The 13,659-nt window shown below is 29.5% G+C and carries 13 protein-coding genes; all 13 read right to left on the bottom strand.

Features of this window, described 5'->3' with window-relative positions; all coding sequences use genetic code 11:
* Positions 1-42 precede the first annotated feature (42 nt).
* Entirely contained in the window at positions 43-1,107 is a 1,065-nt protein-coding gene (gene orr, locus D3Z33_RS07790; RefSeq protein ID WP_160197208.1) for an ornithine racemase Orr, read from the bottom strand.
* A gap of 12 nt (positions 1,108-1,119) precedes the next feature.
* Positions 1,120-2,484, bottom strand: a complete 1,365-nt coding sequence (locus tag D3Z33_RS07795) for a GlmL-related ornithine degradation protein (protein WP_160197209.1) — start codon at positions 2,482-2,484, stop codon at positions 1,120-1,122.
* The gene (gene oraE / locus D3Z33_RS07800; protein WP_160197210.1) at positions 2,474-4,687 is read right to left on the bottom strand and encodes a D-ornithine 4,5-aminomutase subunit OraE; all 2,214 of its coding nucleotides are present in this window, start codon (positions 4,685-4,687) and stop codon (positions 2,474-2,476) included. Before oraE ends, D3Z33_RS07795 begins: the two co-directional genes overlap by 11 nt.
* Positions 4,677-5,051, bottom strand: a complete 375-nt coding sequence (locus D3Z33_RS07805) for an ornithine aminomutase subunit alpha (protein ID WP_160197211.1) — start codon at positions 5,049-5,051, stop codon at positions 4,677-4,679. Before D3Z33_RS07805 ends, oraE begins: the two co-directional genes overlap by 11 nt.
* Before the next feature lie 17 nt (positions 5,052-5,068).
* Positions 5,069-6,484 (bottom strand): 2-amino-4-oxopentanoate thiolase subunit OrtB, encoded by a 1,416-nt coding sequence (ortB, locus tag D3Z33_RS07810; protein WP_160197212.1) that lies wholly within the window; start codon positions 6,482-6,484, stop codon positions 5,069-5,071.
* Positions 6,477-6,785, bottom strand: a complete 309-nt coding sequence (ortA, locus tag D3Z33_RS07815) for a 2-amino-4-oxopentanoate thiolase subunit OrtA (RefSeq protein ID WP_160197213.1) — start codon at positions 6,783-6,785, stop codon at positions 6,477-6,479. Before ortA ends, ortB begins: the two co-directional genes overlap by 8 nt.
* A 9-nt stretch (positions 6,786-6,794) precedes the next feature.
* The gene (gene ord, locus D3Z33_RS07820) at positions 6,795-7,838 is read right to left on the bottom strand and encodes a 2,4-diaminopentanoate dehydrogenase (RefSeq protein WP_160197214.1); all 1,044 of its coding nucleotides are present in this window, start codon (positions 7,836-7,838) and stop codon (positions 6,795-6,797) included.
* 186 nt (positions 7,839-8,024) lie between these two features.
* Positions 8,025-9,431, bottom strand: a complete 1,407-nt coding sequence (locus tag D3Z33_RS07825) for a sigma 54-interacting transcriptional regulator (RefSeq protein WP_160197215.1) — start codon at positions 9,429-9,431, stop codon at positions 8,025-8,027.
* A 12-nt stretch (positions 9,432-9,443) separates the two neighbouring features.
* Entirely contained in the window at positions 9,444-11,204 is a 1,761-nt protein-coding gene (gene pnpS / locus D3Z33_RS07830; protein ID WP_160197216.1) for a two-component system histidine kinase PnpS, read from the bottom strand.
* A 10-nt stretch (positions 11,205-11,214) separates the two neighbouring features.
* On the bottom strand, positions 11,215-11,898 hold the full coding sequence (locus D3Z33_RS07835) for a response regulator (protein ID WP_160197217.1): 684 nt from the start codon (positions 11,896-11,898) through the stop codon (positions 11,215-11,217).
* Positions 11,899-11,934: 36 nt separating this feature from the next.
* Positions 11,935-12,390, bottom strand: a complete 456-nt coding sequence (gene nrdR / locus D3Z33_RS07840; protein ID WP_130807225.1) for a transcriptional regulator NrdR — start codon at positions 12,388-12,390, stop codon at positions 11,935-11,937.
* A gap of 103 nt (positions 12,391-12,493) precedes the next feature.
* Complete coding sequence (locus D3Z33_RS07845) at positions 12,494-12,697, bottom strand: hypothetical protein (RefSeq protein WP_130807226.1); 204 nt, start codon at positions 12,695-12,697, stop codon at positions 12,494-12,496.
* Positions 12,698-12,796: 99 nt separating this feature from the next.
* Complete coding sequence (gene folD, locus D3Z33_RS07850) at positions 12,797-13,645, bottom strand: bifunctional methylenetetrahydrofolate dehydrogenase/methenyltetrahydrofolate cyclohydrolase FolD (RefSeq protein WP_201750463.1); 849 nt, start codon at positions 13,643-13,645, stop codon at positions 12,797-12,799.
* Positions 13,646-13,659 lie beyond the last annotated feature (14 nt).

Genomic DNA, 13,659 nt, shown 5'->3' on the forward strand with positions numbered 1-13,659 from the left:
TATTATATTATATCACCAGTTATATAGCTTTCAATATATATCTTAAATTATATTTTTAGATACATAACTAGAAGTCATAAGTTTTAAAATGCCACCATAATTAAGCCCAAATTTTATTATATCACCTGTTTTATACATTGATATACTATCAGTAACATCTATAATTAAATGATCACTACTTTGACCAATTATAGCGATATTTTCATCTTTAGGAAATAAATCTTCAACATCTATATCTTGCTTTCCTATTGCACATATAGCTCTTTTCCTATTACCTTTATCTATAAAAGATGGTTTTCTGCCAAAAGCATCCATACCTATTTCACCTATTGGTATTGAAGGTTTACTTTTCAATTCAATTATTTCAGCCTCAAGTTCAAACACATCATTATGAGTTCCAGTAATTTGATGTCCAAAAGCAGTTTCTCTTCCTAAAATTAATGATTCTCCTAATCTTAACTGATTAATTTCATCAGGCATATCATCTGTTTCTAAAAGATATAATGAAGATGAATTTCCACCAGATAATATTTCAATCTGTACTTCAAATTCTTTTTCTATCTTTTCTTTTATTTCAGCTAATTTACAAAGATTATCTCTCCTAGGTATAACTCCTCCATAACAAGTCAAATTAGTGCCTAATCCAATTAATCTTACTCCTTTTAACCTAATTATCTCTGTTATTACCTCATATATCTCTGTTTCTTCAAATATACCTTCTCTTAAATCTCCTAAATCTACCATTAAAATAATATCATGAACCTTATTTTGTTTTTCTCCTTCACGAGATAATTCTTTTATGGTTGAAAGTTCAGAGTTAAGAGATATATCAGCATATCTTACAACCTTTTTTGCTTCAGAAATCATAGGAAGTCTTAACATTATCTTTGGTAAATTAAACTTTTCAAGACCTATTAAATTTTCTATCCTAGAATCTGCTAGAAAGCTTACTCCACCTTGTACAAATATCTCTGATAACCTTATATCTCCAGAAAAAACTTTAGTAACTCCTCCAGCATTTATGCCGTATTTTTTACAAATTTTCATAAGAACTTCAACATTCTCTTTTAATTTTTTACTATCTATTATTAAACTTGGATAATTCATATTTTCCTCCTACTAAATTTCTAAACTCTGTTTTAAAAGTTTAAGTGCAGCTTCACTATATTCAGTAGATAGCACTCCTAAAGATGCCATAATATAATTATTGTCAACCAAAACTGAAGCCTCACTAGTTGGGAATAAATCATCCCCTTTATTACTTTTAGCTATAGATTTCATTATTTCAACTCTATTAGGAAGTCTTGTTAAAGCACCACCAGTACCAATAATATATTTTATATTAGTTAAGTCTTTACCTTCAGCAACAGTTTTTTTGCCAGATGCACCATATAGAGCTCTAAATTTACCAGCATGTCTTTTTACTGAAGTAATAACTGCTTCTTTTGTAAGTTCTTCTACAAACTTTTTCTCTAAGTCCTTAGTAGGTATAGGTTTATGGTTTTCAATTAAGTCATCTAATTCTTCAGTAGATATTGAGAGCTTGTTAGATAAAGTATCTTTACCTATTCTATCTACAATATTTTTCATATTTACATATACACCTAAATCACCTTCTACTGTTCTTTTAGCTAAAGGCTCAGGACTAATTAAAATTCTATTTACCTCTTCACTACCTTCTGTAACAGAATGCAAGTCAGTAGTTGCTCCTCCAACATCTAGTGTAATAAGATCTCCTATATCTTCTTTTAAAAGTTTAGAAGCGGTCATTACTGCTCCAGGTGTTGGCATTATGTGACCATTTACCATTTCTTTTACTTTTTTCATTCCTGGTGCATGAATAATATGCTCTTCAAATACATCTTGAATTACTTTCCTTGTAGGTTCAATGTTTAATTTGTCAATTTTCGGATAAACATTTTCTACAATATATAATTTACCAGGATAATCTTCAAATATTAATTTTATTTCTTCTTGATTTTCTATGTTCCCAGCATATATAACAGGAACATCAAATTTTAAATCTGCAATCTTTTCAGCATTATATATTGAAGTATCACGTTCTCCATAATCTACTCCGCCTGCAATTAATATTATATTAGGTTTTATTTCTTTTAATTTATTTATATCTGTTCTTCTAATCTTTCCAGCAGTTACTTGATGAATATTTGCTCCAGCTCCAAGTGCCGCTTCTTTTGCAGCTCTTACAGTCATATCATATACAAGTCCATGAACTGTCATACGAAGTCCTCCAGCTGCTGAGCTAGTTGCAACTAATTTATCATATTCTATGGTCTCTATATTTAAATTTCCTTTTAAATTTTCAATTGCATTATTAAGACCAATATTTACATCACCTTCATCCACTGTTGTTGCAGCTTGCCCCTGCCCAATAAATTTGGGCTGGGAGCTGAATATTCCATTAAATGCATTTATCACTGTAGTAGTACTTCCTATTTCAGCAACTAAAACATTAATTTTCATTTTTTTTCCTTCTCTCTTTTACTAAGGCTGTAGCTACATGAATTCCTTTAGTACCTCTACCAAAACCTGCATCCATTCCATTCTTTTCAGCAATTTCTGGTGTTACTTGTGTACCTCCTGCAAGTATTACTAATTTATCACGTATACCTTTTTCTATTGCTAAATCATGAATATTTTTCATGTTTTTATAATGAACATCATCATGACTAATAATTGTAGAAGCAAGTATTGCATCTGCATTTAATTCTATAGCTGCATCTACAAGTTTTTCTACAGGAACTGAAGTTCCAAGATAGTGTACATCTATTCCATATTTTTCTATTCCACCATGTTTTATGTCAATGATTTCTCTAAGTCCTACAGAGTGTTCATCTTCACCAACTGTACCTGCAACTATTGTCATTGGGTTATTGTTGATTTCTTCCCTTATTTCATCTTCAGTCATAACCTGAGGCTTTGGAGGGATTACTAATTCATCTAAATCAATAGCAAATGGCACTCTACCTTTTATTTCTACTCTTGTACCTTCTGCTTGTTGCATAACTTCTTTATGAATCATTTCAACATCAAGTAAGCCCATCTTTTTCCCTACTTCTATAGCTGCAAATTCAGCAGTTCTTTCATCTACAGGTAAAAATAAAGTAGTTTGTACTATTCCATCACCTTTCCATTCCATCTCTGGTTTAATTTTAGATGACTCTCTTAATTCTTCTGTTTCAGCAAGTCTTAAATTAACATTATCATTTTCATCTAGTTCATCTATATAGATTATTTTATCAGGATCTTTAAATGTATCTCCATCAATTAATTTTGAAGGATCATCTTTTGCATCTTCATTATACTGCTCTATATTATTATACCCAAAGAATGCAGTTACTGGTGCCATATAATCTTCATCTCTCTCAAATATAGTACCTCTTCCGATTCCTCCATCCATTTTTCTTGCAATTCCATCTCCATTTCTTTCAGGATATTCTCCAGAATCTACAAAGAAACCTTCTTCTACAGCTTTAAAATATCCACCTACTTCTAATATTTCTTCCATAAATAATATAGCTCTTTCTTTTAATTCCCTTACTTTATCAGCCAATTCACCTTTATCTCTTTTAAGCTCTATCATCTCCATCAAGCCATCCATACCTACAAGAGCTTGTTTTGCTGTATCTGTTCCTTCTATATTATATATGTGCCACGGTACATTTCTGCCCTCATCAGGAGTAATTGTAGATTGTATCTCAGCACGTGTTAATTTTGATATTAATAAATTTAAAGTATGAGTTACAGTTGCCTCTCTTGTAGAAGATCCCATATATTTTGTGTTTTGTTGAGCTCTCATCTTATATTCTCTAAATAACTCTCTTAACGCAACAGCATATGGTAAGTCAAGCCTCATACTTGGCGCTGGTGGAGCAGTTGGAGGAACTGTTGATAATGCAATATCTTCTTTTTTCATTCCTGCTTTCACAGAAAAAATTGAATTTAATGCATGTTGAACCATTAGTTCTGGCATAACTTTCCATGCTTCTCTTGCAGTAGCATTTGCATTATGAGCTCCATCTATTTGAACTATTCCAGCCCACGCCATTACTTTTTTTGCATTTGCAGCATCTACAAATGATCTAATCATATTTATATTTCTATAAAGAACATTGTATTGTGGATCCTGATGGGCACCATTTACACCTTCTTCTGCAAACATAACTGCTATTTCAGGTCCTGCTACACCACTTACATAAGAATGGTAGTTTATTGGTCTTCCAACTTCATCTTCTATTATATCTAAAGCTTTTCTTTGTGCTCTAACTTGTTTTCTAGTAATTGGTATTCCGCCTATACCTTGTGGTGTTCCTTCAATTAAGCCATCAAAATGACTTTGTCCTGCAGTTCTAATTACCATTAAGTGATCTGCACCATGCCACGCTGCCATACGCATTCTTCTAATATCATCTTCAAATCTACCAGAAGCTATTTCTGTAGTAATTACATTTGTAGGTTGTGGATCTATATCATTAAAATAATGAGCAGATGGTAAAGATTGACTCTTATCTAGATTTTCTGCTGTATCATAATATTCAAATTGTCCTATTTTTCTTTTTTCTCCAGTTCCTTTTCTCCACTGCCATCCTCTTCTTCGTGGCCTATATTTATCTAAATCTTTTAGTAATTCTTTTATATCTAATCTTTCATTTGGTTTAAGATTCATGACTTTCACCTCCGTTGAATACTTCTATTGCTCTATCCCATAATTCACCATCTAATAACTTAAGACCTGTTTCCCTTATACCTAAATCCTGATCTTTTGATAGCTTATATATTACATTTCCTGCTCCTTTTCCCATAAGACCTCTATCCATTACTCCTTCAACTATTGCCTTTGACTCTATACTAGAAAACCCCATTCTCATTATTACCGATCTCTCTATTGATGGAGTAGTATTTTTTTCTGCTAATTCTACTATTGGATCCATTATTTTTTCTGCTAACTCCCAAAATTTATTTTCTAATTCTTTTTCAGATAAATTTTCTAAATGCTTTCTTCTTTGTTTGAAATCATCTTCTCTTTTCATTTACTACACCTCCGTAATTAGTTATCTTTTAATTTTTCAATCATACTTATTACAAATTCTTTACTTGACTTTGTATCTTCAGCTAAAAACTCTATATCTTTTTCTGTAATTTCAATATCTTCATTATTTTTTAAGCAATTTTTGATATAAGACTTTTTAATTTTTTCTAAGTCCAAATCATCAACTTTTATAAAGCTTGGATCCTTTGGTAAGATTATATTTTCACCTGCGACTTCATCCTTAGGATCACCTATTTTTATATCTACTCCATTATCCTTTGCAAAAGATAGTTGAGGCTGAATATGTTTTCCTGCTCCTGTATATTCAGTTTCTTGTACTACTATAATTTTATCTTCATCTAATTCTTGTGCTATAGAAAATGCTGCAGCTAAAGAGGTATTTCCAGCTGGTCCTCTTTCAAGACCCTCAACTTGAGCTAATGCTTCTGTAATATAGAATACTTCTCCTTGATTAACTGTTACATATCTATCCATATATCTTAAAGGTCTTGCAGCAGAACGAGGTACATCAGATCTATCAGGCCATGTTGCAAATGGAATACCAAATCCTGTATGTCCTGTAGTGAATGATTTTTTATTAAATTGTGTATCACTAGCCATGTGAAGACCTTTTAAATTTACACTTGCCCCTATAATTTCAACATTATCAGCTCCTGCTTTTATAAGTCCTCTTGCTGTTCCTGTAAGATTTCCGCCTCCTGCATTTGTTGCAACTACAACATCAGGATCTCTTCCTTCTAATTCCCTAAATTGCATAGCAATTTCATACCCTAATGTTTCTACACCGGCTATACCAAATGGTGTATATAATGAAGCATTAAAATATCCTGTTTCTTCAAGCAATTTTAAGAATGTATAGAACAATTCTGGACCTACAGTTAATTGTAATACTTCTGCTCCATATGCTTCACATTTCCTAGCCTTTTCTACTATCTCTGGCTGACCTACTCCCCTAGAATCATAACACTCTTGAACTATTATACATTTAAGTCCAAGCATAGCTGCTTGACTTGCAACAGCTGCACCATAATTACCACTTGTTGCTGCTATAACACCTTTATAGCCATTTTTCTTAGCATGATATACACTAGTAGCTGCTCGTCTTGCTTTATAACTACCTGATGGATTTGAAGCTTCATCTTTTATAAATATTCTAGCCCCTTTTCCTTCAGGTGCAAATTTTCTTGCAAGTTTAGTGATATTTTTTAATTCTAAAAGTGGTGTATTTCCAATTCCTGTTTCTTTTTGTGTTCTCTGAATTTCAGATAAGTCATATCCAGTTTTATGCATCATATCATTGTAATCGAAACGTATTCCTTTAGTTTCAAAAGCTTCGTAATCTATCCCTACAGCTTTTTTCATTATTTCATTTTTTCTTTCCATTACTGATTTATAGCTCATATCTTTATTCATTATCTTCACCACCTTCTAAAATACCTCTTAATTGCCTTCCAATATAGAGTAATTCAGGAACAGACTTTCCATAACTATGAGTATAATATGGATCAATTTCTAGTAATTGTCCTTTTATTCTTCTTCCTATATATGTTTCAACTTCTACTTGATCTCCTATTTCAGCATTTTCATTTATCAAAAATCCCTTGTCCCACATTTCAAGTGGTACTTTTTTTGTATCATCAGGTACTTGTGGGGCTCTCTCACTTGATTTTAAGACTATATTATATATCCTTACCCAATCACCTTTTTTTGCCATCACATATCCCTACTTTCTTATTAATTCTCTTATATCTCCCATTATTGCTCTTGGAACTGGTAAATCTATCATTGTCTTAAGACCTGATGGAGCATTTATAACATGTGGAATCATATTTACACACATGGCTATAGTTCCAAGTCCACCTTCAACTTCTGGTTTTATAGACATATTAACTTCTGGCGTTCCTTTAATTCTTATATAATCCCCAGTATGAGTTCCTTCCATTTCTGGTTCTATTTGTTGAGGATGCTTCATATCAATTTTTACCTCTCCATCAACATAGCCTTGACCCGTCATATTAACACCTGCAACATTACCAGCTTTTGCAAATCCATATGGAGATTGTCTATCTACATTAGTAACAATTGGCTTCATTTGTTGTTCAAATTTTTCAACAGGCCATCCAATTGCATCGCCTATCATATTAATTGATTCTTTAAATCCTACATGCCCTGCTAACGTTCCATCCTTAACACCTTTTTCAAATTCATCAACTGTTATACCTACTCCTTGTTCCTCCATTACAGCTGAACCAAATGGAGAAAGACTATTAACTCTTTCTGCTTCAATGTGTTCAACATCTGTCATACACCCTGTAAGACACACTACTAGTAAATCCATTATTAATCCTGGATTAATACCTGTCCCTAACACAGAAACGTTATTCTCTTTAGCTATTTCATCTAGCTTTTTAGATAATTCTGGATTTTGAGCTTTAGGATATGCCATCTCTTCAGCAGTGGAAATTACATTAATTTTATTTTCTAATAATTGCTTTAATTTAGGAAACGTTTTCTCTGTAAAAGAATCAGTAGCAACTAAAGCTATATCAGGTTTTGTACTCATAACTGATTCAATATCTGAATTAATTATTACTTCATTATGATTTTTATTTTCAACACCTAGCACTTCAAATATGCTTTTCCCAACTCTCTTTTCGTTTCTATCACATACACCTACTATTTCGACACCTTTTTTCTTTAATAACATTTTTGCCATTCCACTTCCCATGGCACCAAATCCCCATATAATCACTTTAATTTTTTCCATCTGTTACACCTCCATATTATTTTACACCTATATACTTATGCAAATATCTTGCCAAAATAGAAATTTCTAAATATTATATCTATTGGCTATATTTCAATCATTTAAATTTCATAAAATTTGTGAATATATATACAAGACATGAAAATGCCCATATTTTTGCATGATTCATGCAAAAATATGGGCATTTTATTTTAGGTTATATCTTTTTATTTTATGTTGTAATGTTTGTCTTTTAATATTTAAATTTCTTGCTGTTTGAGATATATTATGATTATTTTGAGTTAATTCTCTTTCTATTATTTTTTTCTCAATATCATTAATTGTCTTTTGCAGAGAATTTTTTATTTCTATATCAAAATCATTTTTAGACTCTCTCTTCCTGATATTTTTAAAATCACTTATATAATCAGGAAAATGTTCAATATGAAGTACATGTTCATCATTTTCCACAAAATTCATTGCACCTTCAATCATATTTTCTAATTCCCTTATATTCCCAGGCCAACTATAATTATTAAACAAGTCCATAACTTCCCGGGATATCATCCATACATCTTTCTCTAGTTTAAAATTAAATTTTTTTATGAATTCATTTATTAATAATTTTAAGTCTCCAATTCTTTTTTTTAATGGAGGGATATCAATATATATTACATTTAATCTAAAATATAAATCTTTTCTTAAATTCCCACTCTTTATTGATTCTAAAGGTGTTTGGTTAGTTGTAGCAATAATTTTAACATCAATGGGTATATCATTAAGTCCTCCAACTCTTCTAATATAACCTTCCTGTAATACTCTTAATAATTTAGATTGTAATATCAGTCCCATAGAGTCGATCTCATCAAGAAGAAGAGTCCCTCCATTTGCTTGTTCAAAAAGCCCTGGTCTATCAATTGCACCTGTAAAACCACCTTTTACTGTTCCAAATAATAAGCCTTCTAAAAGTTGTTCTGGAAGTGCTGCACAATTCTGGGCAATAAAAGGTTTATTGCTTCTTATCCCAGAATAATGAATACTCTGAGAAAATAATTCTTTTCCAGTTCCAGTTTCACCATATATTAAAACACTAGAAGATGAGTTTGATGCTTTTTTTGCTATTCTTATAGCCTTTTTAATAGATTCTGATTTACCTATAATATGATCAAATGTATATTTTTTTATTTTATCTTCAGATTTTAATTTTTCTCTGTTAGATAACTTATTTCTTAGTTCAATCAATTCTTCTGATAACTTCTTTATCTTAGTTATATCTTTTCCAATTTCTACTGCTCCTATTAAATCATTATCATTAAATAAGGGAATTGTTGTATTAACAGAAGATATTTTTTTACCTTTATAATTTAAATATGTCTGACTCCTATTTACAATTGGCCTCCCGTTTTTTATAACGGTAAGTAAAGTACTAGTTTTTTCATCTAAAGAAGGAAATAACTCTAATAATTGTTTTCCAAGAATATTCTCAGGCTCAATTCCTTCTATTTTTTCCATAGATTTATTATATAATATAGTTTTACCTTCAATATCTATAACATGAATACCTTCATCTAAATACTCTAAAATATTTTTCAAAATTATATAATTTAGATCCACTTTATCACCTTCTTATTTATTTCTAATAGGTAATATTATCTTAAATTCAGTACCTTTACCCATTTCACTTTTAACCTTTATATCTCCATTAAATTGAATTACAATATGCTTTACTATAGCAAGACCTAAACCTGTACCAGCAATCTTTTTTGAGCGTGCTTTATCAACTCTAAAAAACCTTTCAAATAATCTATCTAAATATTCTTTTTCTATTCCTATCCCAGTATCTTTTATTGAAATAATTAATTGATCACTTACATTATATGCAGTTATTGTTATCTGTCCATTTGGTTTAGTATATTTTATAGCATTATCAATTAAATTTATAAGCATCTGCTTAAACCAACCTCTATTTCCATATATATCTGGTAAATTACCATTTACTTTATCTATAATTGTAATATTCTTTTCAACTGCTAGTTCAGTTAGAAATTGTATAACTTCATTTATAGATATATTAGGATTGATAATTTCATGCTTTATTTTATTCTTACTATTTTCTATATCTGTAAGTATTAATAAATCTTCAATTAGATTATTTAATCTATAAGTTTCTTCATCAATAATATTTAAAAACTTATTTCTTAAATTTTCATCCTCTACTGCTCCTGATTTTAATGTTTCTATAAATCCTTTTATAGAAGTGAGAGGAGTTTTTAATTCGTGACTAACATTAGCTACAAAATCTTTTCTCATAGTTTCAAGTTTTCTCATCTCAGTTATATCTTCCAATATTATAAGTGTACCTATTTTTCTATTTGGATTATCTTGGTATGTTATTGGACTTGTATATACTTTTAAAATATTAGTTAAAGGATGATTAATATAAATTTCTATACTTTCTTTATTATCTTTATACAGTAAATCTTCTAAATCACTATTTAATTTTGTATTTTGAATGACTTCAAATAAACTTTGATTCCTAACCAATTCATTTTTTATAGAAAACATTTTTTCAGCTGATGGATTTATATACATAATATTATTATTTGTATCTAATGCAATAACACCATTTAACATACTCTTGAGTATTGCTCTTAAGTTTGTATTACTATTTTTAAGTTCTTCTATCTTTTCACTTAATTCTATACTCATAATATTAAAGCTTTCTGCTAATATCCCTAGTTCATCATCATTATTAATCCTAACTTTTTCACCATAATTTCCTTTACTAATATTTCTTGTTACTTTAGTAAATTGTTCTATGGGATAAGTTAATTTATTAATATATCTTATGGCTAATATTATAGCTATAAAAAGACCAGTAAATGCTGAAATTATAATATTCATATATATTTTTTTTGTGTATTTATTAATGTATTTTAAAGGAAGAGATAATCTTATAGCAGCAATATTTGAATTTTCTTGTTCGAAAGGAATAGATACATAATACATTTCAGTATTAAGAGAATTACTATATCTTTGACTAATACCTATCGTGCCATTTAAAGCTTTTTTTATTTCGGGTCTATTTATATGACTTTTAAGATCTTCTATATTTGCATGAGAATCTCCTACAACATTTCCATTTTTGTCTATAATTGTTATCCTGCTATCTATTTCTTGTGCATATTTTTCTGATATTTCATTTAAGTCAATATAATCATTAAGATTATTCTTTAAAAATGAATTAATAAGCTTTGCGTTAGATATCATTCTTTTTTCTATATTATCAATATAATTTTTTCTCACTAAACTTATTGATAAAGATCCAGTAGCTATTACTCCAATTAAAATTAATATAGAAAAAATTATAAATACTCTTCTTTTCATTTATATCTCCTTATTTAATTTTATAGCCTACACCTCTTATGGTTTCAATAACATCCTCTTTAAGATTTAATTTTTTCCTTAAATGCCTTATATGAACATCTACAGTTCTAGTTTCTCCATAAAAATCATATCCCCATATTTTATCAAGCAAAAAGTTTCTTGATAAAACTTTTCCTCTATTTTCTGATAATAATTTTAAAAGTTCAAATTCTTTAAAAGTTAAATCTATAATTTCATTATCTACCTTAACTTCATAACTTTCTATATCAATAATAATATTATCTACTTTCAATATATCTTTGCTAGATTCCGTACTATTGTTAGTTCTTCTTAATACAGCCTTTATTCTAGCAATTAATTCTCTAATATTGAAAGGTTTTGTCATATAATCATCTGCTCCTATCTCTAACCCTAAAACTTTATCAGTTTCTTCTGATTTAGCAGTTAACATAATTATAGGAATATTTTCAGATGTTTTATTCTTTTTTAATTTTTTACATACTTCAACTCCATCTAGCAATGGTAACATAATATCTAGGAGAATCAAATCAGGACTTTCCTCTATTGCTTTATTGTATGCTTCTTCTCCATCAAATGCAGTAATAACATTATAACTATTATTTTCTAAATTATATTTTAGCAGCTCCACTATATGTTCTTCATCATCTACTACTAATATTTTTTTATAACTCATTTTCTTTACCTACCTTCTAAATTATTAGAATGAAAATTACTTTTCATCAAGTAATTTTTTTAATTCATCCATAAAAGTATTAATATCTTTAAACTGTCTATATACTGAAGCAAATCGTACATAAGCTACTTCATCTTTATCCTTTAACTTTTCCATAATCATTTGACCTATTTTTGTAGTGGATATCTCTTTTTCCATAGAATTACTAATAGATTTCTCAATGTCATTTACTATTTTTTCCATTTGCTCAACAGACACAGGTCTTTTTTCACAGGCTCTAATAATACCATTTAAAACTTTATTTCTATTATATGGTTGTCTAGTTCCATCTTTTTTAATCACTACAATAGGTATTTCTTCAATTTTTTCATAAGTTGTAAATCTTTTATTACATTTAGAACACTCTCTACGTCTTCTTATAGCATGTCCTTCTTCTGTAGGTCTAGAATCTACAACTTTAGTCTCATAATATTCGCAATAAGGGCATATCATATAATTCACTCCAAACATTTATATTCTAAATATATTATAATTTATATAAGTTATTTTGTCTAATAGACAATAATAAATCTCAGGCAGCCCTGAGATTTATTATTTAAATATTTAATTTATATCTGAAAATTAATGTATGTTTTCCTTTTCTCTCTCTAACATCACCTTTTAAAATTTCAACTTCTTCTCCAGTATCGAGGTTGATATTCTTGCCTTCAATTTCTTTAAAAGTTTTTCTAACTTCTTCAGAATTTTCAGCTTCTACTTCCTCTTTAACGCCCCAGGCGCTTGCAAGTACACTTGCCATGTTTCAAGTATCACAAGCGTCTTTTTTCCTTTGTTCTATTGATTGTTTTATTATATCTTTCAATGCTACTATTGGCTCTTTTCCATATGGAAAATTCATCTATTTTCCTCCTTTTACTTTCATTGCTGATTTTACAGTATTGTAAATTAACATTGTTATAGTCATTGGTCCAACTCCACCTGGTACTGGTGTAATATGACCTACAGTTTCTTTTACATCTTCAAAGTCTACATCTCCAGCTAATTTACCATCTACTCTATTGATACCTACATCTATAACTGTAGCACCTTTTTTAACCATGTCACGCTTTACAAAATTTGCTTTTCCTATAGCAGCTACAAGTATATCTGCTTCTTTAGTAATTTCTTTCAAGTTTTTAGTTCTAGAATGACATATTGTAACTGTAGCATTTTTTTGTAACAATAATAATGAAATTGGTTTTCCTACAATATTACTTCTACCTAGTACAACTACTCTTTTTCCTTCAACATCAATGTCATTACTTTCTATAAGTTTAATTATCCCATGAGGAGTACAAGGGATGAATGTGTCTTCTCCTACAAGTAATTTCCCTGCATTTATAGGATGAAATCCATCTACATCTTTTTCAATAGATATTTTCTCAATTACTTTTTTTTCATCTATATGTGCAGGTAATGGTAATTGTACTAATATTCCATGTATGGTGTCATCATTATTTAATTTCTCAATCAAATCTAATAATTCACTCTCTGAAACATCTTTATCTAAGGAGTGAACTTCAGATTTCATTCCTAATTTTTTACATGCTTTATCTTTACTTCTTACATAGGATTGAGATGCAGGATTCTCTCCAACTATTATTACTGAAAGGCCTGGAACAATCCCCTTTTCTTTAAGTTCATTTATTTTAATCTGTAAGTCTTCTCTTATATTATTTGAAACTTCTCTTCCATTTATAATTTGCAAATTAACACCACCTA

This window comes from Senegalia massiliensis (assembly GCF_009911265.1).
Lineage (GTDB): Bacteria > Bacillota > Clostridia > Tissierellales > SIT17 > Anaeromonas > Anaeromonas massiliensis_A.

Excerpts from the sequence above, each read along its gene's own strand:
- ortB (WP_160197212.1), bottom strand. The coding sequence starts at position 6,484 with ATGAATAAAGATATGAGCTATAAATCAGTAATGGAAAGAAAAAATGAA.
- D3Z33_RS07795 (WP_160197209.1), bottom strand. The coding sequence starts at position 2,484 with ATGAAAATTAATGTTTTAGTTGCTGAAATAGGAAGTACTACTACAGTG.
- orr (WP_160197208.1), bottom strand. The coding sequence starts at position 1,107 with ATGAATTATCCAAGTTTAATAATAGATAGTAAAAAATTAAAAGAGAAT.
- D3Z33_RS07805 (WP_160197211.1), bottom strand. The coding sequence starts at position 5,051 with ATGAAAAGAGAAGATGATTTCAAACAAAGAAGAAAGCATTTAGAAAAT.
- ortA (WP_160197213.1), bottom strand. The coding sequence starts at position 6,785 with ATGGCAAAAAAAGGTGATTGGGTAAGGATATATAATATAGTCTTAAAA.
- D3Z33_RS07835 (WP_160197217.1), bottom strand. The coding sequence starts at position 11,898 with ATGAGTTATAAAAAAATATTAGTAGTAGATGATGAAGAACATATAGTG.
- oraE (WP_160197210.1), bottom strand. The coding sequence starts at position 4,687 with ATGAATCTTAAACCAAATGAAAGATTAGATATAAAAGAATTACTAAAA.
- pnpS (WP_160197216.1), bottom strand. The coding sequence starts at position 11,204 with ATGAAAAGAAGAGTATTTATAATTTTTTCTATATTAATTTTAATTGGA.
- nrdR (WP_130807225.1), bottom strand. The coding sequence starts at position 12,390 with ATGATATGCCCTTATTGCGAATATTATGAGACTAAAGTTGTAGATTCT.
- D3Z33_RS07845 (WP_130807226.1), bottom strand. The coding sequence starts at position 12,697 with ATGGCAAGTGTACTTGCAAGCGCCTGGGGCGTTAAAGAGGAAGTAGAA.
- ord (WP_160197214.1), bottom strand. The coding sequence starts at position 7,838 with ATGGAAAAAATTAAAGTGATTATATGGGGATTTGGTGCCATGGGAAGT.